Here is a 26,828-nt window from a genome sequence, read left to right as displayed (position 1 = left end):
AACGATCCCACAGCGCGAAAAAAGGGCGAACGCGGTTTCTGCCCCAATTGCGGCAGAAAACTCGCGACGCCCGATTTCGTTCGTATGCCTAAAGGCTTATGACTACTTGCCAGCCTGAGCCTTGTTACGTGTATCTTTTTCTTTGATTCGAGCCGCCTTGCCACGCAGGTCACGCAGATAATAAAGCTTCGCTCGGCGGACCTTGCCGCGACGAACGACGTCAATATGATCGACAACGGTTGCATGCAGCGGAAAGATACGTTCGACGCCAACGCCGAAGCTTACCTTTCGTACGGTTATAGTCTCGCGGGCACCGCCATGTTTGCGGGCGATGACGATACCCTCGAAAACCTGCAGGCGTTCCTTGTTACCTTCTTTGATGCGGACGTGTACCTTGACGGTATCACCTGACTGAAATGCCGGGATGTTCTCCCGCAATTGCGTTTGTTCTACTGAATCTAAACGGTTCATAAATGTTTCGGCCAGAGGTCAGCGGGCATTGCGGCCCGGCTCACATATCACCATTTTCTCCTATAAAAAGATCCGGTCTTTTTCTTTTTGTTTTCTCCAGCGCCATTTCGCGACGCCATTTTTCTATCTCGGCGTGATTGCCGTTCAAAAGTACATCCGGGACATTCATCCCTCGAAACTCGGCTGGCCGTGTGTAATGCGGACAATCAAGCAATCCGTCAGAAAACGAATCGTTCTCCGCCGACGATTCACTTCCTAAAGCTTTGGGCAGCAACCGAACAATCGCGTCCGTCAACACTATCGCGGCCGGTTCGCCGCCAGACAGAACGTAATCGCCGATCGAAATCTCATCCGTAACGAGTGTCTCGTTCACCCGTTCGTCGACGCCCTCGTACCGACCGCAGATCATCACAATGTGATTAGCGTCGGCAGCAAATTCTTTTGCTACATTTTGTCTCAGCGTCCTGCCTTGCGGTGACAAAAGCACAACCCGCGATCCTTGGCCATACTCCGACCGGCTAGTCGTTCCAAGAAGACGCTCGATCGCTAAAAAGATCGGCTCGGCCTTCATGACCATACCGTCGCCCCCACCAAACGGACGATCGTCGGTCATCTTATGCTTGTCCACGGCAAATTCGCGAAGATCATGTACGTCTATCGCAACAATTCCTGCGAGCTTTGCGCGACGGATAATTCCAAAATCAAAGACCTGTCCAAAAAAATCCGGGAAGATCGTTAGTACGTCAATCTTCATCCTAAAAGTCCAATAACCCCTCGGGCGGGTCTATCCGGATCACCTTATTCACTTTATCGACATCGATACAGATCGATTTTGCGAACGGAACCAAATAGTCCTTGGAGTTCCCCTGAACTACCAATATCTCGGTGCCTCCCGTTCGCATCAATTCCTTTACCGAGCCCACGACGATGCCATCTAAGGTTTTCACCAAGCAATCCTTGAGTTCCCAATCATAAAACTCGCCTTCTTCCAGCCCGATCGCATCGGCTTCCGGAATGCAGATCTCGGCGTTACGAAGGACCTCGGCGGATTCGATCTGGTTGATCCCGCTGAATTTGATCAGCATTCGGTCCTTTTGGAAACGAACGCCTTCAATTCTGAGTTCGCAGTGTTCGCCAGTGTCGAGCAACCCGATCACATTCTCAAGACCGGCAAACCGGTCCGGGAAATCTGTCAAAATATCCGCGACAACTTCGCCTCGAAGTCCGTGTGGCCGGGCGACCCTTGCGATTGCTACAAGCTCGTCCATCGGAGAAAACGATCTAGAACCGACAAAGTGCTAATCTTCAACAAGGTCAAGCTGAAATCGCTTTCCCTGTTTGTGGCCCGTGAAAAAGAGCAGGCTCCGGATCGCCTTGATGGTCCGACCTTCGCGACCAATGACTCGGCCGTAATCGTCAGGCGCTACCGAAACGCTGATCTTGACGTTCTTGCCTCCGTCAGAGTGCTCGGTAACCTCAACCATATCAGGCGAACCAACAAGCCTCTTGACTATCTTTTCGATCGCTTCTTTCATAACGCATGCAGCCGCGACGGATCAATAAATCCCAATACCCTGGATCAATCAAATGCCCGAGGTTTTGAGAAAACAACCTACTAGACTTCCGTTGCGGGATTGTTCTTTATCAAACTCGCAACGGTTTCGGTCGGTTGAGCTCCAACACCGATCCAGTACTGGATTCGGTCATGCTTGAGCTGCACCTCAGCCGGGTTGACCATCGGATTGTAGGTGCCGACATTTTCGATATACTTGCCGTCGCGCTTTGATCTCTTTTCCTTAACAACGAGGCGGTAGAAGGGCTTACCCTTTGCGCCTATTCTCATCAGACTGATAGCTAACATAATGTTTTTTGTTTTGAACTCCGCCTTCACGCGGGCATCTGTTCGAAGCTCCGATCATTGCTCGGGCCACGAAATTTCATTTTCTCTTTTTATGCCGTTTCTTCTTTTTTACCGATCTAGGAGCCGATCCGCTAGAATCGTCATCACTTTCCATCCCTGACCCGAGCAAACCGCCAAGACCGCCGATACCATTGCTTCCGCCCATCATCCCTCCGAGTCCGCCGGCAAGGCCACCAACCATTTTTCGTCCAAGGCCGCCGAAAAGGCCGCCTTTGTTCATTTGCGCCATCATTTTGCGCATTTGCTCATACTGGCGCAGTAACTGATTGACCTCAGAGATCGTCGTTCCGGAACCGCCAGCGATACGCGTCTTCCGGCTTGCATCGAGGAGTTTATGGTCGTTCCTTTCGGCACGCGTCATCGAATCGATGATCGCCTCGGTGCGTTTCATTTGGTGGTCGACCTCGGCGGATTGCTCCTCCGAGAGCGAAAGGCCGCCGGTCATTTGTTCCGGCAGCATCTTCATCAGTTTCGACATCGACCCGAGCTTTTTGAACTGCCCCAGCTGCGACCGAAAATCCTCGAGCGTAAACTGGTTACGCGTCATTTTCATCAGCTGGGCCTGGGCTTCCTGTTCGTCGATCTTGCCCTGGACCTCTTCGATCAGCGTGAGCACATCGCCCATGCCGAGGATGCGTTGTGCGACGCGGTCCGGGTAGAAGGGCTCGATGGCGTCGTATTTCTCGCCGACGCCGACGAATTTCACCGGCTGGCCGATGACCTGTTTGATCGAGAGGGCAGCGCCGCCGCGGGCGTCACCATCCATCTTTGTCAGGACGACGCCCGTAATGCCGACGCGTTCGTGGAAAACTTCCGCAGAGCGGACGGCGTCCTGGCCGGTCATCGCGTCAGCGACGAATAGGACCTCGATCGGCTTGGTCTCGGCCTTGATCTGCTCGAGCTCGGACATCAGCTCGTCGTCGATATGCAGACGCCCGGCCGTATCGATCATCAGCGTGTCAAAGCCCATCTCCTGTGCGTGTTTCATCGCACCGCGGACGAGCGTCAACGGATCGTTGGTTTCCTTATCCTGAAAGACCGGTACGCCGACGGCGCCGCCGACAACGCGGAGCTGTTCGCGGGCCGCGGGCCTGTAGACATCGACCGAAACCAGCAGCGGTTTTCGTTCCTGGTTATCGCGGAGCCACCGCGAGATCTTGCCCGTAGAGGTCGTTTTGCCCGAGCCCTGGAGCCCGACGATCATGACGACGTTAGGCGTCTGCTTGGTAAAGACAAGCCGTGACGACGTTCCGCCCATAAGGGCGACGAGTTCGTCGTAGACTATCTTAACGACCTGTTCGTGCGGGTTGAGGCCTTGCCAGACCTCCTGGCCCTCGGCCTTGGCCCTGACCGATTCGACAAAGTCTTTTGCTACCTTATAGTTAACGTCGGCCTCGAGCAGGGCCATCCGGATCTCGCGAAGCGCGGCATCGACGTGTTCGGGCGTCAACTTGCCCTGGCCACGCAGATTTTTCAGCGTCTTCTTAAGTTTGTCGGATAGTGACTCGAACATAAAGGCACAGTTCGGCTACAAGAGTCGAAACTATAAATACTAGTGTTTAGCGGGCAAATAGTCAAACTTTGGCGTGAATTGCGGCGACTCGAGCGATCCGGCGTTTCGCGTCAGGTGTTTCCCCTGTTTGGCTTCCAACGGCCGCGGCACCCGAGCGGCACCCGAACCGGCGAGATCGTGCCGAATTCGTGCGGAATGGCGCTTCACGAGCGGACAATGACGGGCGGCACCCTGCTGACCGGCGGCATCGCCGCGGCCCGATCGGCAGACTGACCTCACCAAACGGCAGACACGCAAAAATCCACCCGCAATTCATCCACGCTCACCCTCCGCCAAACCTCCGCTCTCGCCCACCCGACGTCAACCCGACCAACTCGTCAATCTCTATCGCTCGCTCATAAGATCGTGCGCCCGATTCTGCACATTCCTGTTTTGTTAACATCAGCCGAGTTTTAGTATGACATTCGACCGGCGTTTTGCTTATGCGTAGATCGATGATGCCTTCGGTTCGGCATGGAATATTACAGCATTGTAATATTCCATGTGGTATTTTATACTTGACGATGGAGGAACTGTGACCGGTAAAGAGTTGGAAAGTTATCGTCGAGCCAGGAAATGGACGCAGGCAAGGGCGGCTGAGGCTCTGGGCGTTTCACAGACATATCTCTCGCTTTTGGAGAATGGCCGGCGACAGGTGAGCAAGAACCTGCAGAACAGAATGGTGAGGGTCTTTGGCCTTTCGCCGACCGAGGTGCCTACGGCCATTTCGCTTTCGGATGCGCGTCGTGTCTCGGATGATCAACTCGCTTCGGAACTTGCGGCATTGGGTTACGGCGGGTTCTCTCACCTGAAACGCTCTCAGCGCAAGAACCCGGTCGATGTGCTGCTCGCAGCTCTCAACTCCGATAGACGCGACCGGCGATTGGTCGAGGCCTTGCCATGGGTCGTCCTGGAATATCCGGAGCTTGACTGGGGAAAACTGATACCGGCCGCAAGGGCAATGAATCTTCAAAATCGTTTGGGCTTTGTTACGAATGTTGCACGACGAATTGCTGAACACAGGCATGATCTGAAGACTGCCAGCCAATTGAAGAAGTGTGAGGCTGAGCTGGAGCGTTCATTGCTTGTACGCGAAGACACGCTTTGTAACGAAACAATGACGAATGCCGAGCGCAAATGGCTAAAGGCGCAGCGGCCGCGAGCGGCGAAAGATTGGCGTTTGCTGACGGATCTTTCGCCTGCCAATGTGAATTATTATGTTGGGTGAAAGACCAGCCGAGCCATGGTTTTCGTTTCTGCGCGATATTGATGGATCGCTTGATGAAGAAACACCGCTTCATATACTCGGCGGTTTTGTCGTCACGGTTATATACAAAGCGCAGCGCACAACATCTGACCTGGACGCGATAAATATGGCGCATCGTTTTCCGGGACTTCAAGAGCTTGCCGGCATCGGTTCGAAACTTCATAAAAAACATAAGGTCTATATCGATCCGGTAGGCGTTGCTCAACTCCCGGAGAATTATGAAGAAAGGCTTACCGAGGTATTTGACGGCAATTTTGACAAGCTGAAACTTCTTGCACTCGATCCGTACGACATTGCCCTGACAAAGCTCGAACGCAACAGCGAACGTGACCGCGAGGATGTGCGGCATCTGGCAAAGGTCGTCCCATTCGATCTTGATGTCCTGACATCGCGATACAAAGACGAACTGCGAATCTATGTAAAAAACGAACGCCGGGGGGACCTGACACTGAAACTCTGGATCGAAATGATCGAGGAGCAAAGGCGGATCGTTGCGATCCTTGACGAAGCCTTTGCCGCCATCGACAAGGCAAAAGCCAACACCGAAAAAAACATCCAAAACGCCCGCGAACTCTTCGACTCATACCTAAACAACATCTTCTCCAACCCCGCCCCCGATTGGGAGAGAAGGCCGATTGGAGAGATTTGTGCGTTAAAAAGTGGAACCACAATCCCGAAGAGCTTGGAGCGACAATCTGGAGATATTCCCTACGTTAAGGTTGGCGACATGAACCTTCCCAACAATGAGATCGAAATCACGACTTCGTCGAGATTTGTGAATACAAACGAAATCAGCGCCAACCAAATAATCCCCGAAGGTTCTATTATCTTTCCCAAACGAGGCGGTGCAATTGCAACTAATAAGAAGCGTGCCGTTACTAGACCGATTATTGCTGATCTGAACACGATGGCGATTATTCCCGGCGAACGGCTTTCGCCCGAGCTTTTTCTATCATTGGTTCAAGCTAATTGACCTTAACGAGCTTAGTAACGGAACATCAGTGCCACAAATCAACAATTATAGCTTTGACGACGTGTTCATTCCGTTTCCGACCTCGATTGAAGAACAATCGAGAATCACAAGGCGACTCGACGAACTCAGTGATGTAAGTAAGATTCTCGAAACATCATGTGAAAGCAAGATCACCCAACTGGACGAGCTAAAGAGATCAATTCTCCAGAAAGCCTTTAGCGGCAATATGTAAACGATGTTCACAAACCTCAATCTAGAAAACGCCCTGATCTTCCGCATCGAACATGTGGACAATCTGGCGTGGAATATTGAGAAAGGTTTCTTGTATAGTCGGAACTCGGGCGAAGTCAATCCTAATTTCGTGAATATCGGGAATCCGGACCTGATCGATCTGCGATCAAGTCGCGTGGTTCCGATCGCTCCGGGAGGCACGCTTAGTGATTATGTGCCGTTCTACTTCACACCTTCGTCGGTGATGCTGTTGAATATGATCACCGGCCAAGGCGGTGTACCAAAGCGGCTAAAGAGTGAGATCATAATTTTTGTTTCATCTCTTCATAAACTTAGCGAGCTTGGTCGTGAATTCTTATTTACCGACAAACATGCGTATCTCAAGGATGCACAATTTCTTTCGAACATTGAGCGGCTTGACCAGATCGACTGGAATATACTTCAGAACCGCGATTTCAAAACAACAGATGCGTATCCCGACAAGCAGTCGCGATATCAAGCTGAAGCATTGGTCTATGAAAGTGTCCCGATGTCGGCTATAATTGGCATCTGTTGTTTTAATAATAATGCACAGGCAAAGATAGTCGCAGAATTGGCGAATCTTGGCTCGGAAATTCCCGTTTACGAACGGCCGCTATATTACTTTCCGCTATGACCATCAAATTTGTTAAAGGAAACTTGCTCGAAGCAAAAGTTGATGCATTAGTGAATACCGTTAACACCATTGGTGTAATGGGCAAAGGTATTGCGTTGATGTTCAAGGAGCGCTTCACAACAAACTTCAAGGAATATGAGGCCGCTTGCAGGGCCGGTGAAGTGCGTGTTGGTGAAATGTTCGTTACCGCGAATAGCGAGTTCGACGGACCGAAATGGATAATCAATTTCCCTACCAAAGAGCAATGGTATCGTCCGACGAGACTCGAGTGGATCGAGTCAGGCATGGTTTCGCTTAAGAAGGTCATCCGTGAGAAGGGAATCAAGTCAGTCGCTGTTCCGCCTCTCGGCTGTGGTAATGGTGGTCTTAAATGGAATGTCGTTCGACCGATCATTGAGCGAGAACTGTCAGAACTCGATGATGTCGATGTGATCGTGTATGAGCCGGTCGCGAAGTATCAGAATGTCGCGAAGAAACAGGGTGTAGAGAAACTAACTCCTGCGAGAGCGATGATCGCCGAATTGATTCGGCGTTACTGGGTCTTGGGTATTGAATGCACATTTATCGAGGCTCAAAAGTTGGCCTGGTTCTTAGGACGAAATATAAATAGGCTCGGGTTGGATGACCCGCTGAAACTCCAGTTTACGGCGAATCGATATGGCCCGTACGCTCATCAGCTTTCGCACTTGTTGAACCAATTAGACGGAAGCTATCTCCACTGCGATAAACGGATCGCCGACGCGAACGCTTTCGACTCGGTCTGGTTTGAAGATTCGAAACGCGAAAAGCTCGCACTTTATCTAAAAACAGAGGCTCAGGCCTACCTTCCGGCTGTCGAAGCGACAGACCGTTTGATAGATGGCTTTCAATCGCCTTTGGGCATGGAGGTCTTAGCGACCGTGGATTGGTTGGTTACCCGCGAGCATGTACAACCCACATTGTCCGCCGTGCGTGAAGGAATCAGCAACTGGCCTGCTGGCCGAAGTCACGCCAAACGAAAGGAAGAGCTTTTTAGTGATAATTTGCTGGAACTTGCAATAGAACGCCTTAGTTCCATTCCTCCCGCCGAGTGAACGAAGCCGACACAAGAACAGAACCGATCGAACCGCAGTTCAGGGCGAGCAACTGGGGAGCTTCATAATGGAATTAAGCCGGGAGCACTTCGAAGCACTCGCTTTCGCGGAAAGGAATCTGTTCCACCGTGACTTCTGCCCGTATCTGGACCTCAAGGCGCTTTTACCTAATAACGACTCCTTTTCGAGAGGACGATTCCGCGAACTCTTTACGGACTTCTACCAACTGCGTATTGGCGGCCTAACAGACGAATTCGATGATAAGTATTTCGAGCTACTCTTTAGCCCACCGAAAACCGACGGGCGTATTGACGTTAAATTCATCTTTCAAGAGCTAAGCTGCATCAAGAATCATCAGGGTTCTGTAACGCTTCCGTTTTCGTTTGTTTCTAAGCTCGTCGGAATGCACGATGAGAGCAGCCCTATCTACGACATCCACGTCTCGCGATTCCTTGGCGTAAAGCCGCCCGGCCCAACGCGGCCAATGGCGTTGAGAATAGATTGGTGCCTCGAATTCTTTCGCACCGCAACCGACGATTACGTTCGCTGGGCAAAGCAAGAGGATGTGGCCACGATCCTACAAAGTTTGAAACAGCGTGATATTGCTCTGACGAAATGTCACGATGTACGCCTGCTCGATTTCCTGATTTGGAAGGTAGGCAGTAAGAAACTGTTGCAATGAACGAGGCCGCCAGAAGAGCAGATCTGATCGGACCGCAGCTCAGGGTGAGCGGCTGGGGAGGTGCCGCAAGGCGGCAGACAGAGAATAGCCAGAGGTGGAACCTCTGGGAACGAGAGAGACATTACCTCGCGGTGAAGCCGCGACAGAAATAAAATGCCATCGAGCCATATAGCCTCATATTTTCACCTTGTCTTTTCGACGAAGGACCGGATAAGGATGATCGGCCCGGAATGGGAATCGCGGCTTCATTCTTACCTTGGCGGTATCGTAAAGGGATCGGAAGCGGTTCCGCTCGAGATCGGCGGTATTGAGGATCATGTTCATTTGCTGGTCAGCCTGAGGTCAAAACATCGGCTTGACTATCTCCTGCGCGATCTTAAGGCCGACTCGTCCGAGTGGGTCCACCGGGAGATAACAAAGCAGTTCGAATGGCAGAAAGGCTACGGGGCATTTTCGGTTAGTCCATCATCCATTGAACCGGTGAGGCGGTATATAAAGGATCAAAAGCAACACCATGCCAAGATCGATTTCAAAGATGAATATGTCGATATGTTGAAAAAAGCGGATCTTGAGTTTGATGAAAGATACTTATGGTGAACAACGGTTCGTCGTGCGTCTTCAACGCACGCTGCGGTTGGATGCCGTTGTCCAGAAGTTTCACCTCTGGCTATTCTCGTAATGCGGCTCCGCCGCTGGGGAAACTTCGGAGTTAGTCACCAAAGGCCTCGTACGGACGAAATGAACGAAGCTGACACAAGGGCAGCACTGAGCGAATCGGAGCTGAGGGCGAGCGGCGGTGCTGCCGCCCTTTTTGTTGTTTGGGGACCGGAAAACTTATTGTTGACACAGATGTTGTGCGGATGATACATTCGTTTTGCTATGGAGTATTCTGAGAATGTGAATGTGCGGCGGAATTGGGAGGTTTGCACGCGGGGAGCGGCGGCGACGCGTTGGGCGTCGATGTATGCTTCGATCAACAAATACGGCGATATCGTGATAAACCGCGTGGCGCACGAGCGGCTCGGTAAGCCGGATGCCTGCCAGCTTTTGTATGACCGCGAGCGTGAAACGATCGGGCTAAAGCCCTCGAGGGCGGCAAGGGACAACGAGGCATTTCCGATAAGGGATCGCGGGCGTGCGGGCGGACTTCGGATAAGGGCGAACCGTCTGCTCCGCGAATTTGGCATTACGCTGCTCGAAACACGCGTTTTCAACCGCTGCCAGCTGGACAATCGCGGTGTGCTGATCCTCGACCTGAGGTTTTCGCAGCCGCTCGCCCGCAGGATCAAAAGACCCACATCCCTTCAGAGCTATTAGACGCCGGCGGCGATGCGGACGCGTTCGATCGCGGAGGTCACCTGATCGACCGTGACGGAAAGGATGCAGCGCGGCTCGCCGAACTCTTTGCATTCGTAGCCGGGGCAGGGCTGGCAGGCGAATTCCTGAAAGACGATCTCGTACGGCGAATCGGTCCACGGCCGCCAGTGGTCGCGGTTCGACGAACCGAAGATGACGACCGACGGCGTATTGACCGCGGCGGCGATGTGGGCGATGCCGCTGTCGTTGCCGACGAAGAGCTTTGCGCGGGATGCGAGCGCGGTGATCTCGGGCAGCGTGAGGTCGTCGAACATAACGACCGGAACGCCGGACGCCGATGCCAGATCTGCCAGCACCGCGCGTTCGTGCCGTGCGGCGATGGCGACGGCCGCCAAACCTTTTTCGGCGAGGAATTCGACGACGCGTGCGAAATTGGCGGCGGACCACTGCTTGGTTGCGAACGCTGCCGCCGGATGGATCAGGGCGAATGCGGAATGCAGATCGGGAACGGCTGAATTCCGAAGCCTGTCGTCTATCGACGAGAGCGCGACATCCGTTATCGGCAAGCGGCTGGGCGGCCGATCGTCGACCGGCACACCTGCGAAGCCGAGCAAGGCAAGCTGCTGTTCGGCAGAATGCGTGAACTCCCGATTCCAGAAGTCGGACGAAGACGTCAATGATGCGGTATAAAGGCGCGGGAAACGGTAGTTGGCATAGCCGATCCGGTGGCGGGCACCGGTCGCACGGGTCAGAAACGTCGAGGTCGTACCGCCGTGGAGATTGAAAACGACATCGTACCGGGCGCGTCTTATCCGGCGGGCGATGGCGAACCGATCGGCGGCCGCCTTGCCAACGGCGATGACGTTATCGGCGACGCCGCCTCCGTCAAGCAGCGGCGCGACCCAATCTTCGAGCAGAACGTCGATCTGAGCTTCGGGCAAATGCCGGCGCAGGGCGACGAGGGACGGCGTCGCGAGCACCGTGTCGCCGATCGACCGCAATCGGATCACAAGAACGCGATCAACGGTTTTCCAATCGATCAGCATTTCTGTTTCAACACCGTCTTACTTTTCAACGGTCGCTTCGTCGATCAGCATCACCGGGATGTCGTCCTTGATCGGATAGACCAGCGAGCACTCAGCATTAAGGCATTTGAGGCCGCTGCCGTCAGGCTTAAGCTCGACCTCTTCTTTGCACTTCGGACAACGGAGGATCTCAAGTAGTTCGGGACTGATTGCCATATTCGTAAATCTTAGATCAAAAAAGAAAAAAAGAGGAGCGCCCGGGATATTGAAGAACGGTCAATATCGGCGCTCCATCTTTCGGATGTAACTGATCAGCGTCCTGACCTATGCGGCATCGGGCGTTTTGGTGCCGCACTCAGGGCAGAACTTGGCGCCGGCCGAAAGCTCCGCCTGACAGCCGGTACATTTTGCCTTTTCCTGGGTCGAACCGCATTCAGAGCAGAACTTGGCGCCTTCGCGAAGCGTTGCACCGCACTTAACGCACGGGACCTGTGCGACCTCCATTTTGCCGCCGCATTCGGCGCAGAACTTGGCACCGGCAGCGTTCTGCTTTCCGCAAGCCGGACACGCGACACCGGCCGCGGCTCCGCCGCCACCGCCTGCCGCCTGCTGCCCGAACACATTAGCCATTTGGCCGCCGACCGCAAACCCGGCGCCGAGGCCCGCGCCGAGGCCGGCACCTCCGCCCTCGTTCTGTGCGGCATCGCGAAGAGCATCTGCGGCCTGAAACTGCATATACTTCTGAGCGTCGCCAAGAGCGCCCATCGACGCACGCTTGTCCATTGCGGCTTCGACCTCGGGCGGCAGCGAGATGTTCTCGACGTAAAACTTGGTGACCTCGAGCCCGTAGCTGTTGAAATCGCCGTTGATCTTGGCGCGGATGGCCTCGCCGAGCTCTTTATACTGAGCGGCAAGGTCGAGCGCCGGGATCTTCATCTCGCCGAGGGCGTCAGAAAATTCGGTGACGATGGCTCGTTTGAGCTGTCCGTCTATATCCTCGGTCTGAAAATGAGCATTGGTCCCGGCGATCTCCTTGATAAAACCCGCCGGATCGGCGACGCGAAGACTGTAAGCGCCGAATGCACGAAGACGGACGATGCCGAAATCGGCGTCGCGAAGCATTATCGGGTTCGAGGTCCCCCATTTCATGTCTGTAAACTGTTTGGTATTAACAAAATAGACCTCGGCTTTGATCGGCGAATTGAATCCGTACTTCCATGCACCGAGCTTTGACAAGATCGGCGTATTGCCGCCTTCGACCGTGTAACGGCCGGGCGTGAAGACATCGGCGACCTGGCCTTCGAAAACGAATACTGCTGCCTGCGATTCGCGAACTATCAACTGAGCCCCGTTCTTTATCTCCTGCTGATAGACCGGAAAGCGATAAAGCAACGTATCCTGAGTGTTATCAAGCCATTCGATCACCTCGATGAACTGATTCATCGCGGCTTCCTTAACCTTGTCAATAATGCTCATTATTCAGTCTCCTTGTTCAATATCTAACGATAGAATATGCCACAAAGTTCGGCCAATTGGAAGTTTTAGCTGTTCTGAGCAGGCGGCGGGCGGTCAGGCTCTGCCGATGAGCGGTTCCGCTTCAGGATAAGCAGCGAAAGGGCCGCGACCGCCGCACCGGCGAGGTCGAGCGCGATGTCGGCCATCGCTCCGGTACGCGAGGCAAGCATGCTCTGGTTGAATTCATCGAGCGATGCGATCAACAATGCCGTCAGAAGTGCGGCGGGAAACCACATTCGGCGGAGGACGTCCTTCGAAGACGTCAGAAATGCCCTCGCCGCGAAAAGAGCCAGAATGCCGTAGACCGTCGGGTGAGCGACCTTTCGCAAAAAGCCGTGGTAAAGCGCGATGGTCTCGGGCGACGCCGACGGGAATAGGAATTCGAGAATGGGTTTGATGAATCGCGACGATTCGGTGAACGAGCCGCCGCCGCCGGAAAGATAAAAGATGACGCCGATCCAAAAAAGCAAAGGCGCGTAACGCCAAAAGCGTCCGCGCCAAGTGCTGTTCGCAACGGCGTCCGATGTCATTACCTGGGCATCTGCTGCATGATGTCGCCCATCGAGGTGAACATTCCGTAGCCGTAAAAGACGACACCGATAATGCCCAGGATCATAGGTATCAGGCCTTGCTTCTTAACGAAAAAGAAGATGATCCCGGCAAGCGGTTGAAAGAGAAAGTTGACGATGGCCCAGATGACCTTTTCGCCGGTGCTCGAACCGGTTTGAAAACTCAAGACGACGAACCAGACAACGCAGATGAGCATAAGCAATGCTCCGACACCCAACATCATATGATCTTCCTCCGGTCGTAAACTTTAGAAACGAAAAAGCAAGCAAAGCTTATATGAAATCAGATCCGATTTCAACAAACATTGCTTGCCGTGTCAGGGTTTTGTAAACGTCAGGCCGCCTGCGGAATTGAGAGCAGCATCCCGCGGCGAACCCGCCCGCTGCCAAGACCGAGTTTTACATTAACCGTGTATTCAAGTTCACGTTATGAATAAATGCTAGTCGCGGTCGTCGAAGGCCTTTCCCTAGGTAAACGTGAATAAGTTTCGCTGATAATTTGAGCTTTGTCTCACGAGAAGCGATCCGGAAAAGCACGCCGGTCAATAGAACAACAATGACATAACTGTCTGCTGTACCTATTTTCCGCAAGAACTCGGATCGATCGGTTCGGCCTTCCAGATGTGCGAGTATGTTGCGCAGTTGCTGCCCATTATGCAGCCGGTGCCATCGAGCTTCATCGTCCCGTTGTCGTTGATAACGTATGGGCCTGAGCCGGTTGCGCTGTATGGGCCTCGGTAGGTGTATGTTCCCGTCGTCGCGCTCGTCGGCGTGAACTGGAACGTCAAAGTTCCGCCGATGGTGAACGGCGCGCTCGAATCACACGTCGTTCCGCGCATCGATGCTTCGTCGATATTGCCAGAGATATTGTAGGCGTTGCCGCCGGTAGTGGCGTTCAGATCGAGCGTTGCGCGCCCGCGTTTCGATCGAGCCTCGAGCTTGATCGTTGCCGATTTGTTTTTTTCTGGCGGCGCGGTGTAGCTCAACTTGCCCGGCGTCTGATCGATCTGCATCGGGGACACGGAAGTCCCTCCGGCAAGCTGGACAGTTACTTTCGATGGCACGCTGCTTCCGTCCTGTTTGTGTTTTACCGATACGGGTATCTCGTTGACCGAGCTTGGCTGGACGCTGCCTGGCGATTTCGCATCGATTGCGACACAGCCTCCCCTCTGCCACATCACTTTGGTAAAGCTGAGAGCGGACATCGCAGCTTGCATGCCAGCCCTGTTTCCCGCCGTCGCAACATCGTCTGAATGAGGTCCTTGATCCCCGCCGACTCTAACGACGCGAGGTTGAGTGGCCGAGATGACCCCGTTGCTCTCAGTGACCTGAAACTCCGTCTCAACATAGGTATGGTTGATGCCCGCTGTTTCCTGGATTCCCTGGTTGATCCTTATTTCGCGGCTTGTAATTTCCGCATCATCATTGACGTGTGCAATTATCTTCGCGGTTACGTCCTGAATGTATGTGTTGTCGCCGGACTTGCCGGACAGTTTGATCTTGGCGGTGAAATAGACTGAGCCATCCAACTGAGGACAACGTTGACCATCGAGACTTCCTTCGAACTCGGAATCGAGAGAACGGTTGCCTGCGTGACCGCGCGTGTTCATCCTAAAGCCAAATTTGCTTGAACCGTCGGCATTGCGACCGATGTCGATGCTCATGTCCGAATAGGATTCGCCGTTTTCCTGACGCATCGTTCTTGTCGTCGAACCGACGTCCTTTATCCCGTTCGAGAGCAGGTCGTTGAAATATGAGGTGATTAAAACCGTGAGGTTGATATCGTTCGAGCTTACGCCGATCTCCGACATGGGTTGGCTGGCCTGCAGCATACCCAGCACGAGACGATCTGCCGGCGTAACATCCGCGACTGAAGGCTCGCGGCGAACGGCGGTTTGAGAATTCTGCCGGGCCCCGACAGGAAGCTTCGCGGGATCGACATTGTATTCCTCCGTGAGCTTTTCGGCGAACTTCTTGATAGCCGAGCGCTCCAGCTCCACAATGGTCTTTTGCAGTGATGCGGCTTCGGGATCGAGACGCGCAAGCTGGCGGACGACCGCCGCGCCCGGCGATGGCGGATCGGCGAGAATGTCTTTCGTGACGGCATCTTCCGCCAGCTTCTTAGCTTTGACAATTTCCGGATCGCCAGTTCTGTTCTTATTTACGAGCTCGTTCAGCTTGCCGCAGCCCAGTACCGCGACCAAAACTAACGCCACCAAAACCAGTTGTGACCTTCGCATATGCGTCTCACCTCACCGTGACCAGATTGCACGACTGCCCGGTGCTTTCGAGTACAAGAACTCGGTTACCCTCGCAGTGACGAACCGTCGCACAACGATTCACTTTTTTCCATACACTGTATAAATACCGCTTCCCGGGGTTCTGGCGTCGAGCAAATGTAACAGTCTGGCGCCTTTGATGCACGACCAATATGCGTTATAAGTTTTGGGGCCAGACTCTATTTTTGAGAACTGAATTTGCCAGTTATTGAGAACGCTGAATTTGCCGGCTGACTTTACGTTGGCATAATTCGTGCTGCCAACCATGCCGCTTACGACAAGCAATCGCCAACTGTAAGAGTTGCCTGCGCCGAATACAAACTCTTCTTTTGACTGATTGACGTTCATACCGGCATAGTCTCCGGTGTAAACGCTGTACAGTTGCTGGACACCGGCAAAATCACTGGTCCAAGTGCCGTTAAAGTCGCTTTCGGCAATGGCGAATTTGTTATAGTTCACCATTTGTATAAGGGGCGTGAGCAGGTCGCTTTCGCTGTCCCACCTTATGGTTTCAGGATCGAATTTGAATTGCTGCATGAAACTATTTTTGTCCGGAGCAACAAACTCGATCCAGCCAGTATTTCCTTGCCGAAAAAGAAGAACAAATACTTGTTTTCCAGAAGTTCTCTCAACCGCATGCCCCATGCCTAAATAAGGCCGGCTGTAATTCGTGATAGAGGCCGTTTTATAGTTTCTGAGGCTGCTGTATCGCGGGGCGACTAAGATGTCCCATGCGGTGTTTGTTAGTGGTTCCGGGTCGGCGGGGAAAATCGTTCCTGCTTTTGGATAATGGATCAAGACCTTGAACTGCCCTTTCACGACCTCTACCCAATCTTCCCGCTCTGTGCTCGTCCAGCCATCGTCAAAATTGGAAGTAGAAAATTTAAAACTGCTTTTACGGGCCGGTGAAGGCCGAATGCCCTGACTCAGTGGCGGTGCATCAATGGGCGGTTGGCCCTTTTCGACTAAAGGTTTCTTCAAGCTGATCGATTCGATGAACGCCGTCACCGCAGCCTCGTAGGCCTCAGTGTTCATCAGGATCATTAGGTTTACCATCTTTCCGTGACCACTGACTGTGATAAGTACGACTGCTCCCTTTACGCCGTCTTTCTCGAACGGAGCCGTACCCATTTCCGCTTTCCAATCCTCGGGGTTGCTTGCCGGCAACATCGTCGGAGCGGCTGAGACGTTCACGGCACCTTTCACGATCGTCTCCCACGCTGCTTCAAAATTTTCTTTCGGACTTTCAAGGGCGGGAATGGACTTCGTCAACGTGATTATGCAAAACGTCCCGTTCTTTTCGTCTTCGGTCAAAAACTGAATCGAATCCGCGGCGGCCTGCCTTTGCCAGCCCTTCGGCGGCTGGAAAGTAGCAATGTCAAAAGTTTCGGTAGTTTGAGCAGATACACTGACTGAAAAAGCTAAATAGCAGACAGCAACTAAGATCGAATATTTCATATATTTATCCCACCGAACACTCCGCGTAGATCTTCGGAATTGTAGCTCGAATTGCCGGGCAAACGAAGCAATTTCTTTCGATCCCAGCGAGCCGATCCAGAGAGGGGTCATTATTCGCTAAGTTGTTCTTGGCGACTTCGGGAATTCAATAAGAAAGGACCCGAAACGCAAAATACACGTTCGGGCCTCGAGGAGAATCTTAACTTTGGTGAATTAGGCGGCTGCCGCTCCTGAAACGACCTCGATGATCTCTTTGGTGATCGCTGCCTGGCGAATACGGTTCATGTTCAGCGTCAGCGAATCGATCAACTCGCCGGCATTCTTCGAGGCGGAATCCATCGCGGTCATACGCGAGCCTTGTTCGGACGCGACCGATTCGAGCATGGCGCGGTAAACCTGCGTGACGACCTGTTTCGGAAGCAGCTTGCCGAATATCTCGGCCGCAGGCTGTTCGTAAATGTACTCGGCATCGGCTGAGACCTCGGCCTCGCCCTCGCTTGCGATCGACGGGATCGGAAGGAGCTGTTCGATCACCGGTTTTTGAGAAAGGACCGTTTTGAACTCGGTAAATACAAGAAATACCTTGTCGATGGTTTCGTCTTCGGTAAAGGTCTCGATCAGTTTTTCGGCGATATCGGCGGCATCCGTATATTTCACCTGTCCGGCGCCGGTCAGGCCGATATACTCGGCGGCGATGGTTATCTCGCGTCGTTTGAAGAAATCACGCCCCTTTCGGCCGACCGCGATCAGCTCGGACGACTTCTCGGAATTCGTCTCCAAAAAAGCTTGCGTTGCCTTGATGACGTTGGCGTTGAAACCGCCGGCGAGGCCCTTGTCAGCCGTCACAAGAACGACCAGGTATCTCTGATCGCCCCGCTGGGTCAGCAGCGGATGTGAGAATTCGTCGGCGACCTTTGAGCTTAATCCGCCCAGGACCGCCGACATTTTCTTCGCGAAAGGACGCGATGCGGTAACGCGGTCCTGAGCGCGTTTGAGTTTCGCGGCAGCGACCATCTTCATCGCTTTGGTTATCTGCTGCGTGTTCTTGACCGACTTGATGCGCCGGCGCATGTCTAGCAAACTAGCCATATAAACCAATCGTGGATCTCAAATGAAGGATTATGAGGGCCGTTCGCTTTCATCATTCTTCACCGATCATTCACACACTTCTTATGCCGCTGCGGCGCTTGCCGATTCCCAGCGGGTCGCTTTGAAATCTTCGACCGCCTCTTTCATCTCTGCCTTGAGGGCGTCGTCGATGTTCTTCTTCTCGCGCATCGTTGTCATGACGCCGGGATGGGCGTTCTTCATGTACGCGTTCAATTCTTCTTCGAACCGTTTGAGATCGGCGACCTCGATGTCATCGGCGAGGCCGTTGGTAACGGTCCAGATGATCATCACCTGCTGTTCGACCTCCATCGGCTGATATTGGCCCTGTTTCAGGATCTCGGTGAGGCGGCGGCCGCGTTCGAGCTGCGCCTGCGTCGATTTATCGAGGTCCGAGCCAAACTGGGCGAATGCCGCGAGTTCGCGAAACTGAGCGAGGTCGATACGGAGCGTGCCGGCGACCGATTTCATCGCCTTGATCTGAGCCGAACCGCCGACACGCGAGACCGAGTTGCCGACGTTGATAGCAGGACGGACGCCGGAGTTGAAAAGGTCGGACTCGAGAAATATCTGACCGTCGGTGATCGAGATCACGTTGGTCGGGATGTACGCCGAAATGTCGCCTGCCTGCGTTTCGATGATCGGCAAGCTCGTCAGCGAACCGCCGCCGCGCGCATCAGACATCTTAGCGGCACGCTCAAGAAGGCGTGAGTGAAGATAAAAGACGTCGCCGGGATATGCTTCGCGGCCCGGCGGGCGGCGGAGCAGCAGCGAGATCTCGCGGTATGCGGCAGCCTGCTTTGAAAGATCGTCGTAGATCGTCAGAGCGTGGCGTCCGTTATCGCGGAAATACTCGCCCATCGCACATCCCGAATAGGGAGCGAGGAACTGCATCGCTGCCGGATCGGATGCGGTCGCGGTAACGACGATCGTATAGTCCATCGCGCCGTAGTCCTCAAGCTTCTTGACGACCTGAGCAACGGTCGAGGCCTTTTGCCCGATAGCAACGTAAACGCAGATAACGTCCTTGCCTTTCTGGTTGATGATCGTGTCGATCGCGACAGCGGTCTTGCCCGTCTGGCGGTCGCCGATTATCAGCTCACGCTGTCCGCGGCCGATCGGCACCATTGCGTCGATCGCTTTGAGGCCGGTCTGCAGGGGTTCTTTCACCGGCTGGCGGTCGATAATGCCGGGAGCGATACGCTCGACCGGGTTATAAAGATCGGTGATGATCTCGCCTTTGCCGTCGATCGCGTTGCCGAGAGCGTCGACGACGCGGCCGATCATTGCGTCGCCCACAGGAACGCTCATGATGCGCTTCGTCCGCTTTGCTTCGTCGCCTTCCTTGATCTTCTGAAAATCGCCGAAGAGCACGCACCCGACCTTATCTTCCTCAAGGTTAAGAGCGAGCCCGCGAACGCCGTGAGGAAACTCGAGCAATTCGCCGGCCATTACCTTTTCCAGCCCGTAAACCTCGGCGATGCCGTCGCCGACCTTGATGACCGTTCCGACCTCGTCGACCGTCATGCTCGAATCGAAATTCTCTATCTGGGCTCGAATTATCTCGTTGATCTCGTTAGCTTTGATTGCTTCCATAAATTTATGAGTCCGAAAATGCCTGAAGGCGTTCTCAGACTACTTCTGCATTAATTGTTCTCTTAAATGTTCTAACTGCGTTCTGACCGAACCGTCGTAAACGGTCGAACCGATCCGTGCGACGACACCGCCGATCAGATCTTTGTTGATCTCAAAATCGAATTTGACCTGCTTGCCGGTGAGCTTTTCGAGGTTCGATTTCAGCTCGGCCTTGTGCTCGTCCGAAAGCTCGTGTGCCGACGAGACCTCTGCATGAACGATCCCGACACGCTCCTCGAGTTCCGAAACGAATCGCTCGTTGATCTCAGAAAGCTCGGTCAGGCGGCTGTTCTGAAGCAGGATGCGAAGAAAATTTGCCGTTGTCCTGGAGGGCTTCGATCTCTTGAGCAATTCCTCGAGCACGCCTTCTTTTCTCAAGTGGGCGATCGCCGGGTTGCGGAATGCGGTCGAAAGATCGTTGTTGGAGGCGATCATCTCTTCCCAACCCTTCAGCTCGGCCCGGACGCTTTCGGATTCGCCCGACTTCGTGACAACGTCTGCAAGGGCGGCTGCGTAACGACGCGATACGGTCTCAACACTCATGTTAGTTCAAACCTCCGATCGCCTGAATGCCTGACTTGATGAGTTTTGAATCTACGTCCGGTGTCATTTGCGATCGCAGCTTTTCTTCGGCAAGCCGAAGGCTCTCATCGACCGCAAAACGGCGAAGTTCAAGGCGGGCGACCTGTCCGATGCGGACGATCTCGCCGGCGGCCTGCTCACGCAGCTTTTTGGCTTCTGCCTCGGCCTGAGCGGCGAGCCGCAGCTTTTCGGCCTCGATCTCTTCGCGGGCCTCTTTCTTTATTGCTTCGATCTCGGCCTCAACGCCGGCAAGTCTTGCTTCGGCCTCGGTGAGCTTTGCAAGAGCGGCCTTCTTTTCTTCTTCTGCCCGGATGAGTTCGGCCCTGATCGATTCGCGTTTTGCTTTGAATGCCTCGCTCAAAGGCCGTTTCAAAAGATAAACGATGACCGAGACAAAGATCGCGAGATTCACGAACTTCCAGATCTCGAATCCGGGGTAATTAAGATATTTTTCCCAAAAACCCGCGAATCCGCCCTCAGCGGACGCACCGGCGGCGAGAATGAATATCAGGTTGAAAAAAGATGCCAACATACTATGCCTTCAAAATGTTTGCGCTGATCTTCTCGGCCATTTTCTGAGCCTCGCGGACGATCTCGACGCGGGCTTCGGCAACCCCGTCGCGGAGCAGTTCTTTCTCCTTCGCGATGAGGCCCGCCGTTTCCGCCCGGGCCGCACTGATCGCACTCTGCCGTTCCTCGACGGCCTTTGTCCGCTCGCTCTCGATCATCTCGTAGCTTTCGCTGCGAGCCGCAAGCATCGTTTTTTCGTATTGTTTTTGCTTATCGGCAACGTTGCGCAGGATCTCTTCGGCCTCGCCGCCGCGGCCGACCTTTTGCTTCGAGCGTTTTTCGAGGATCGCGTTGATCGGCTTGAAGAACGTACGGTTGAGCACCCAGATCATCAGAAGGATCAGGGCGATATGTATAAAAAGAGTGCCGTCCGGCACAAGCTGGATCGATTCGGCAAAGGCCAGCAAAAACATACGCGATTATAAAATAAAGCTGTTAAATAAAGAGCTTCGATCGTTCGACTCTCAAAACATTAGAGACTATCACGCGCGATTTTGACGGTCAAGGAGACCCCTGAACGTCACAGCGTTGTAAAAATCGGGGTTCGGCGAAAATCAGCCACTCGGCACGCTTCACTTTGATAACGACCGCGTATACTCTTGAAAAGCGATGACAAAAAGGGCTGCACGTAACCGTACAATATCTTTGGGGCCTGCCGAATCGAAGCACTATATGCGGTATGTTCGGCGCGTTTCAAAGACCACAGAGACGATCGCGGCGCGCGACATCGTCATCAATGGCGACGCATTTCTCGTGCTGAAAAAAATGCCGGCCGATACCTTCGACCTGCTGTTTGCCGATCCGCCGTATAACCTGACGAAAAAGTTCGGGAAAGAGGCGTTCAAACAATCGACATCGGACGAATACGAATCTTGGCTCGACTCATGGATAAAGACCTGCGTGCCGCTGCTCAAGGCAACAGCGAGCATCTATATCTGCGGCGATTGGCGTTCGGCGGCGGCAATACAGCGCATCGGCTCAAGGTACTTCACGCTGCGAAACCGCATCACGTGGGAACGCGAAAAGGGTCGCGGGGCGAAGGCGAACTGGAAGAACGCGGCCGAGGATATCTGGTTCTTTACCGTCTCGGGCGAGTACACATTCAACCTCGATGCGGTAAAGCAGCGTCGCCGGGTGCTTGCCCCGTATCGCGAAAACGGCAAGCCTAAAGACTGGGACGAGGAAGGAAAATTTCGCGACACGCACCCCTCGAACATTTGGACGGACATCACCGTGCCATTTTGGTCGATGCCGGAGAACACCGATCATCCGACGCAGAAACCCGAGAAGCTGCTCGCCAAGATCATTCTTGCCTCAAGCAATGAGGGTGATCACATCCTCGACCCCTTTGCCGGCAGCGGCACGACCGCGGTCGTCGCCCGAAAGCTCGGCCGCCACTTTACCGCCATCGAATCCGACGAAGAATTTTGCCTCCTCGCCGCAAAACGTCTCGAACTCGCCGAAACCGACAAGAGCATACAAGGCTTTGCCGATGGCGTTTTTTGGGAGCGAAATGCAGGCCGGACAGGCAAATAATATTTCCCGCAATTGCGCAAAGCCGTTAAGATATCAACAAATGAAGATCGCCACCTGGAACGTCAATTCGATCAACGTCCGCATGCCCCAGCTGCTTGAATGGCTCGAACGCACAGCTCCGGACGTCGTCTGCCTGCAGGAAACGAAATGCGTCGATGAGAATTTTCCGCTCGACGCAATAAACAGTGCCGGATACGAGGCCGAATTCTTCGGGCAGAAATCGTATAACGGCGTCGCGATCCTTTCGAAACTGCCGATCGAGGACGTTCAAAAAGGATTTGACGACGACGACGATGAATCGCCAAAACGTCTGATCGCGGCGACCATAAACGGGATCAGGATAGTCAATACATATATCCCGAACGGCACCGAGCTCGGTACCGATAAGTTTACGTTCAAGCTCGATTGGCTGATGCGGCTAAGGCGCTATTTTGATGCGACGAGCGACGTTAACAATGATGTGCTGCTCTGCGGCGATTTCAATGTCGCTATGGACGACGCCGACGTTTGGAGCGTAGAGCAATGGACCGGCAAGCTTCATTTCACAAAGACCGAGCGGGCCGCGATGTACAACGTCAAGCAATGGGGCTTTGTCGATCTTTTCCGAAAGATCAACGGCGACGCGCAAGAATTCTCGTGGTGGAACTATCGCGAAGGTGCATGGCAGCGCAACCGCGGCCTTCGGATCGATTATATATGGACGTCGCCGCCGCTTGCCGCAAAATGCACAAACTGTATCATCGACCGATCGCCCCGCGGCCTGGAGAAACCGAGCGACCACGCTCCGGTCCTGGCAGAATTCGACGTTTGATGGCCCGACAGAATAGAGACAACGGAGCCTGGCATTTTTTACGCCGCGAGGAGTTTCAATGAAACGATGCCCTGAATGCAGACGGGATTATTACGACGATACGCTGCTGTATTGTCTGGAGGACGGGAACGCGCTCGTTCAGGGCTCGGTCCCATCGCCCGATGAGCCAGCGACGGCGATCCTGCACTCGACGGCTGCTCCGGCGGAGGAGCAGACGAGAGCGCAGATACATACTACGGAACAAACCGCGATTCTAAGCACAGGAGCGGAGGCGGGGCCTCAAGAGAATTTAGGCGGCTCGACGGAAAAGCAGAGCTTTTCCGCTCGGCGAACAAAGCCGCTGATGGTCGCGGTTGTTGCTGTTGCTGTTTTGGTCGGCGGTTTCTTTGGGTACCGATATTTCTCAGCGTCGAGTTCCACGCAGATCAATTCCATCGCCGTGATGCCGTTTGAGAATCGCAGCGGCAGCGGCGATACCGAGTATCTGTCGGATGGTTTGGCTGATTCGCTTATATATCGTCTTTCGCAGTTGCCGAATTTGAAGGTAAGCCCGACGAGTTCGGTAATGCGATATAAGGGTACGACGAGCGACGCAGCAAAGGTAGCAAGCGAACTCGGCGTCGATGCGGTTATGACTGGAAGACTGTCTCAGATCGGTGACAATCTGAACATCAGCGTTCAGCTGGTCGACGTAAAGGCCGGCAGAGTTCTTTGGGCCGAGCAGTACGACCGCAAGTTGGCCGATCTGCTCGCGACTCAGCGAGAGATCGCAGCGACGATCACTCAAAAGCTGGAACTGAAACTCGCAGGCAGCGACACAAAGGGCATCACCAAGAAATACACCGAAAATAACGAAGCCTACCAAGCGTACTTGAAAGGGCGAACCTTCTGGAATCGGCGGACGGCCGAGAACATTAAGAAAGCGATCGCAGAGTTCAAATCAGCGACCGACCTGGACCCGAATTTTGCGCTCGCTTACGCCGGTCTAGCCGACTGCTACGCCATACTTCCTGAATACGCAGGAACTCCGGCAAGCGAGTCGCTGCCGCAGGCTAAGGCTTTCGCCGAACGAGCGATCGCCATCGATGACCAGTTAGGAGAACCGCATGCAACACTGGGAATTGTTTATGTCCAAACCTGGCAATGGGCAGAAGCGGAAAAGGAATACGAACGAGCCATCGAGATCAATCCAAACTACGCTACCGCTTATCACTGGTATTCGATCCTCCTGAAGAACCAGGGAAGATATGACGAGGCGGCAAAGATCATTATGCGGGCTGGGGAACTTGATCCACTTTCGCCTTCGATCGGCGTCAACATTTCGATGATCTACCAAGTTCAGGGGGATCACGACGCAAGTATCCGGAAGTCCCTAAAGGTCGTAGAACTGGATCCAAATTACGGTAGGGGATACGAGTATCTTGGACTCTCGTACTTAAAAGTCGGGCGAAAAGATGAGGCCGTCAGAGCCTTGGAAAAGGCGGTCGAACTAACCAATCGACAAAATGTGGTACTTAGCGAACTCGGCTTTGTTTACGGTGCTGTCGGAAAGCGGGCCGAGGCGATGGCAGTTGCGAAAGAGCTCGAAGACAAATACGCCCGAAAAATAGCGGCTGGCCACGAAGTGGCGGCTGTCTATTCCGGGCTCGGCGACAAGGACAAAGCCTTTGAATGGTTGGAGAAAGACTTCCAAAACCGCGACAGCCGACTGAACACGTTCCGATGGGAACTGCAATTCGAACCGCTCCGTGACGACCCGCGATTCAAAGACCTGCTCAAAAGGATGGGTCTGCCGGAATAGAATGATATGAAACGATGCCCTGAATGCAGACGGGATTATTACGACGATACGCTGCTGTATTGTCTCGAAGATGGAATTGCGCTCGTTCAAGGGTCGGTACCCGTGCCCGTGAGTGACACGGATGAGCCGGCAACGGCGATATTGCACGAGACTTCGGCTCCGGCGGAGGCGCAGACGAGAGCGCAGATACATACTACGGAACAAACCGCGATTCTAAGCACAGGAGCGGAGGCGGAGCCTCAGACGACCTTAAATGACTCGACGGAAAAGCGCAGCTTTTCCGCTCGGCGAACAAAGCCGCTTGCCGCTGTGGTGGTGGCCATCGCTATTCTGGTTGGCGGATTCTTTGGCTACCGATATTTCTCGGCCTCTGGTTCTAAACAGATCAATTCCATCGCCGTGATGCCGTTTGAGAATAGGAATTCGGATGCCGACACGGATTATTTGTCTGACGGTTTGGCGGAATCGGTGATCTTTCGGCTGACGCAGATCCCTGATCTGCGGGTCAGCCCGACGAGTTCGGTGATGCGTTACAAGGGGAAAGAGACCGACGTTGCCGAGATCGCCTCCGAACTTGGCGTAGATGCGGTGATGACCGGACGCCTTACCAAGCGGGGCGACAATCTGAACATCACGGTCGAACTTGTGGATGCCCGCACCAACAAATCGCTATGGGGCGAGCAGTATGAACGGAAACTCTCAGAACTATTGACCACCCAACGCGAGATCGTCACCGAGATCGTGGGCAAACTACAGATAAAACTCTCGGGCGAAAGCGAGCAAAAGCTGGCGAAGAAATACACCGACAACAACGAAGCCTATCAACTTTATCTGAGAGGCCAGCATCACCTCGCCAGACGATCAAAAGAAGACCTTGAGAAAGCCATCGATTTCTACCAGCAGGCGATAAAGCTCGACCCCAACTTTGCCCTCGCCTACGTTGGTATGAGCTATGCGTATAGCAGCGGAAGCGGGAACGCATTCCTTCCTTTTTCCTACGAAGAGGGGATTTCCAGAGCAAAAAATGCGGCTGTCAGGGCCGGCGAGATAGACCCGAATCTCGCCGAAGCCCATACGGCGATGGGAACAGCGTTTCGATTGGAATGGAAGTGGCCGGAAGCTGAGGTGGCTTTAAAAAAGGCACTTGAGATCGATCCCAACAATGCAAGAGCGCACTACTTTTACGGGCTTTTCCTGCAATCGACCGGCCGAACCGGTGATGCGGTTCGAGAGATCAAGATGGCCGTGGACCTGGAGCCCATGTCATTGATAATGCAGGCAAACCTCGCCGGGGCTTATCTCTTTGACAGGCAAAGCGAATTGGGACTCGACCAAGCCAAGAAGACTTTCGACCTCGACCCTACTTTTATCTCGGGCCGTTTTTGGCTCGTTTACGCTTATTGTGCGAATAAGAAATACGTCGAGGCGATCGAGTTAATCGAAAAAGGGCCGGGCGATGAAACTAATCAGCGATTGTTATCTCGTTTTCGTGGATACGCCTACGCAAAAAGCGGACGCCGGAGCGAGGCGGAGGCGGTCATTTCAGAGTACAGTTCTGACCGGGCGTACGATGGAGCGAATGCCGCCATCGTCTATGGCGCACTTGGCGAAAAGGACAAGGCATTCGCCGCACTAGAGAAAGGCTTTGCCAGAAAAGAGGACATGGGTCGAATGAGGGTCGATCCGCTTTTCGACGACCTCCGCGACGACCCGCGATTTAAGGATCTCCTGAGACGGATGAATCTGCCGGAATAAAACCTGATGAAGCGATCCCTTGCTCGAACTAAGGGTCAATAAA

At 53.7% G+C, this 26,828-nt stretch carries 31 protein-coding genes; 13 read left to right on the top strand and 18 right to left on the bottom strand.

Going from position 1 to position 26,828, the window contains the following annotated elements:
* Window positions 1-102: 102 nt before the first annotated feature.
* From rplS to ffh, 6 genes are all read right to left on the bottom strand, one after another.
* Entirely contained in the window at window positions 103-471 is a 369-nt protein-coding gene (rplS, locus tag IPM28_11620; protein MBK9173628.1) for a 50S ribosomal protein L19, read from the bottom strand.
* Between the two features lie 40 nt (window positions 472-511).
* Window positions 512-1,225 (bottom strand): tRNA (guanosine(37)-N1)-methyltransferase TrmD, encoded by a 714-nt coding sequence (gene trmD / locus IPM28_11615; GenBank protein ID MBK9173627.1) that lies wholly within the window; start codon window positions 1,223-1,225, stop codon window positions 512-514.
* Window position 1,226: 1 nt separating this feature from the next.
* A complete protein-coding gene (rimM, locus tag IPM28_11610; protein MBK9173626.1) occupies window positions 1,227-1,739 on the bottom strand; it encodes a 16S rRNA processing protein RimM in 513 nt (170 codons plus the stop codon).
* Window positions 1,740-1,769: 30 nt separating this feature from the next.
* Window positions 1,770-2,006: a KH domain-containing protein gene (locus tag IPM28_11605; protein MBK9173625.1), complete on the bottom strand. Its 237-nt coding sequence runs from the start codon at window positions 2,004-2,006 to the stop codon at window positions 1,770-1,772.
* Window positions 2,007-2,086: 80 nt separating this feature from the next.
* Complete coding sequence (rpsP, locus tag IPM28_11600; protein ID MBK9173624.1) at window positions 2,087-2,335, bottom strand: 30S ribosomal protein S16; 249 nt, start codon at window positions 2,333-2,335, stop codon at window positions 2,087-2,089.
* A 73-nt stretch (window positions 2,336-2,408) separates the two neighbouring features.
* Complete coding sequence (gene ffh / locus IPM28_11595) at window positions 2,409-3,905, bottom strand: signal recognition particle protein (protein ID MBK9173623.1); 1,497 nt, start codon at window positions 3,903-3,905, stop codon at window positions 2,409-2,411.
* Between the two features lie 42 nt (window positions 3,906-3,947).
* Between ffh and IPM28_11590 the strand changes: the two genes are divergently transcribed.
* The 9 genes from IPM28_11590 to IPM28_11550 all read left to right on the top strand — a co-directional run bounded on the left by IPM28_11590 (window position 3,948) and on the right by IPM28_11550 (window position 10,142).
* The gene (locus tag IPM28_11590) at window positions 3,948-4,178 is read left to right on the top strand and encodes a hypothetical protein (GenBank protein MBK9173622.1); all 231 of its coding nucleotides are present in this window, start codon (window positions 3,948-3,950) and stop codon (window positions 4,176-4,178) included.
* A 268-nt stretch (window positions 4,179-4,446) separates the two neighbouring features.
* A complete protein-coding gene (locus tag IPM28_11585; protein MBK9173621.1) occupies window positions 4,447-5,172 on the top strand; it encodes a helix-turn-helix transcriptional regulator in 726 nt (241 codons plus the stop codon).
* Complete coding sequence (locus IPM28_11580) at window positions 5,162-6,184, top strand: restriction endonuclease subunit S (protein ID MBK9173620.1); 1,023 nt, start codon at window positions 5,162-5,164, stop codon at window positions 6,182-6,184. The genes IPM28_11585 and IPM28_11580 overlap by 11 nt, the downstream gene beginning before the upstream one ends.
* Window positions 6,180-6,416 carry a restriction endonuclease subunit S gene (locus IPM28_11575; GenBank protein ID MBK9173619.1) on the top strand — a complete coding sequence of 79 codons (237 nt, stop codon included), beginning with the start codon at window positions 6,180-6,182 and terminating at the stop codon, window positions 6,414-6,416. Before IPM28_11580 ends, IPM28_11575 begins: the two co-directional genes overlap by 5 nt.
* Window positions 6,417-6,419: 3 nt before the next feature.
* Window positions 6,420-7,070, top strand: a complete 651-nt coding sequence (locus IPM28_11570; GenBank protein ID MBK9173618.1) for a DUF4433 domain-containing protein — start codon at window positions 6,420-6,422, stop codon at window positions 7,068-7,070.
* Entirely contained in the window at window positions 7,067-8,143 is a 1,077-nt protein-coding gene (locus IPM28_11565) for a macro domain-containing protein (GenBank protein ID MBK9173617.1), read from the top strand. Before IPM28_11570 ends, IPM28_11565 begins: the two co-directional genes overlap by 4 nt.
* Window positions 8,144-8,210: 67 nt before the next feature.
* A complete protein-coding gene (locus tag IPM28_11560; protein ID MBK9173616.1) occupies window positions 8,211-8,825 on the top strand; it encodes a hypothetical protein in 615 nt (204 codons plus the stop codon).
* Between the two features lie 153 nt (window positions 8,826-8,978).
* Entirely contained in the window at window positions 8,979-9,422 is a 444-nt protein-coding gene (gene tnpA, locus IPM28_11555) for an IS200/IS605 family transposase (protein MBK9173615.1), read from the top strand.
* A 282-nt stretch (window positions 9,423-9,704) separates the two neighbouring features.
* Window positions 9,705-10,142 carry a hypothetical protein gene (locus IPM28_11550; protein ID MBK9173614.1) on the top strand — a complete coding sequence of 146 codons (438 nt, stop codon included), beginning with the start codon at window positions 9,705-9,707 and terminating at the stop codon, window positions 10,140-10,142.
* Here IPM28_11550 and IPM28_11545 read toward each other — a convergent pair.
* The 12 genes from IPM28_11545 to IPM28_11490 all read right to left on the bottom strand — a co-directional run bounded on the left by IPM28_11545 (window position 10,139) and on the right by IPM28_11490 (window position 21,295).
* Window positions 10,139-11,188: a glycosyltransferase family 9 protein gene (locus IPM28_11545; GenBank protein MBK9173613.1), complete on the bottom strand. Its 1,050-nt coding sequence runs from the start codon at window positions 11,186-11,188 to the stop codon at window positions 10,139-10,141. The genes IPM28_11550 and IPM28_11545 overlap by 4 nt on opposite strands.
* 18 nt (window positions 11,189-11,206) lie before the next feature.
* A complete protein-coding gene (locus IPM28_11540; GenBank protein ID MBK9173612.1) occupies window positions 11,207-11,383 on the bottom strand; it encodes a Trm112 family protein in 177 nt (58 codons plus the stop codon).
* 108 nt (window positions 11,384-11,491) lie between these two features.
* Window positions 11,492-12,643, bottom strand: a complete 1,152-nt coding sequence (locus tag IPM28_11535; GenBank protein MBK9173611.1) for an SPFH domain-containing protein — start codon at window positions 12,641-12,643, stop codon at window positions 11,492-11,494.
* 65 nt (window positions 12,644-12,708) lie between these two features.
* On the bottom strand, window positions 12,709-13,212 hold the full coding sequence (gene vanZ / locus IPM28_11530) for a VanZ family protein (protein ID MBK9173610.1): 504 nt from the start codon (window positions 13,210-13,212) through the stop codon (window positions 12,709-12,711).
* The gene (locus tag IPM28_11525) at window positions 13,212-13,475 is read right to left on the bottom strand and encodes a hypothetical protein (protein ID MBK9173609.1); all 264 of its coding nucleotides are present in this window, start codon (window positions 13,473-13,475) and stop codon (window positions 13,212-13,214) included. Before IPM28_11525 ends, vanZ begins: the two co-directional genes overlap by 1 nt.
* Before the next feature lie 354 nt (window positions 13,476-13,829).
* Entirely contained in the window at window positions 13,830-15,491 is a 1,662-nt protein-coding gene (locus tag IPM28_11520) for a hypothetical protein (protein MBK9173608.1), read from the bottom strand.
* 99 nt (window positions 15,492-15,590) lie between these two features.
* Window positions 15,591-16,988 carry a hypothetical protein gene (locus tag IPM28_11515; GenBank protein ID MBK9173607.1) on the bottom strand — a complete coding sequence of 466 codons (1,398 nt, stop codon included), beginning with the start codon at window positions 16,986-16,988 and terminating at the stop codon, window positions 15,591-15,593.
* A gap of 213 nt (window positions 16,989-17,201) precedes the next feature.
* Window positions 17,202-18,077, bottom strand: coding sequence for an ATP synthase F1 subunit gamma (gene atpG, locus IPM28_11510; protein ID MBK9173606.1), 876 nt, complete (start codon window positions 18,075-18,077; stop codon window positions 17,202-17,204).
* Between the two features lie 81 nt (window positions 18,078-18,158).
* The gene (locus tag IPM28_11505; protein MBK9173605.1) at window positions 18,159-19,691 is read right to left on the bottom strand and encodes a F0F1 ATP synthase subunit alpha; all 1,533 of its coding nucleotides are present in this window, start codon (window positions 19,689-19,691) and stop codon (window positions 18,159-18,161) included.
* Window positions 19,692-19,730: 39 nt separating this feature from the next.
* The gene (gene atpH / locus IPM28_11500; GenBank protein MBK9173604.1) at window positions 19,731-20,273 is read right to left on the bottom strand and encodes an ATP synthase F1 subunit delta; all 543 of its coding nucleotides are present in this window, start codon (window positions 20,271-20,273) and stop codon (window positions 19,731-19,733) included.
* A gap of 1 nt (window position 20,274) precedes the next feature.
* Window positions 20,275-20,844: a hypothetical protein gene (locus IPM28_11495; GenBank protein MBK9173603.1), complete on the bottom strand. Its 570-nt coding sequence runs from the start codon at window positions 20,842-20,844 to the stop codon at window positions 20,275-20,277.
* A gap of 1 nt (window position 20,845) precedes the next feature.
* A complete protein-coding gene (locus IPM28_11490) occupies window positions 20,846-21,295 on the bottom strand; it encodes an ATP synthase F0 subunit B (GenBank protein MBK9173602.1) in 450 nt (149 codons plus the stop codon).
* A 196-nt stretch (window positions 21,296-21,491) separates the two neighbouring features.
* Here IPM28_11490 and IPM28_11485 point away from each other — a divergent pair, with 196 nt between their 5' ends.
* Genes IPM28_11485 through IPM28_11470 form a run of 4 tightly spaced genes read left to right on the top strand, consistent with a single transcriptional unit; the run spans window position 21,492 to window position 26,785 of the window.
* Complete coding sequence (locus IPM28_11485) at window positions 21,492-22,418, top strand: site-specific DNA-methyltransferase (protein MBK9173601.1); 927 nt, start codon at window positions 21,492-21,494, stop codon at window positions 22,416-22,418.
* Window positions 22,419-22,458: 40 nt separating this feature from the next.
* Window positions 22,459-23,229, top strand: coding sequence for an exodeoxyribonuclease III (xth, locus tag IPM28_11480; protein MBK9173600.1), 771 nt, complete (start codon window positions 22,459-22,461; stop codon window positions 23,227-23,229).
* Between the two features lie 58 nt (window positions 23,230-23,287).
* Window positions 23,288-25,030, top strand: a complete 1,743-nt coding sequence (locus tag IPM28_11475) for a tetratricopeptide repeat protein (protein ID MBK9173599.1) — start codon at window positions 23,288-23,290, stop codon at window positions 25,028-25,030.
* Window positions 25,031-25,036: 6 nt separating this feature from the next.
* Window positions 25,037-26,785: a tetratricopeptide repeat protein gene (locus IPM28_11470; protein MBK9173598.1), complete on the top strand. Its 1,749-nt coding sequence runs from the start codon at window positions 25,037-25,039 to the stop codon at window positions 26,783-26,785.
* The last annotated feature ends 43 nt before the right edge of the window (window positions 26,786-26,828 follow it).

Origin of the sequence: Chloracidobacterium sp. (assembly GCA_016716305.1) — a bacterium.
GTDB lineage: Bacteria > Acidobacteriota > Blastocatellia > Pyrinomonadales > Pyrinomonadaceae > OLB17.
Note: the sequence above shows the minus strand (reverse complement) of the source record. Positions and strands in the feature narration are given on the sequence as shown.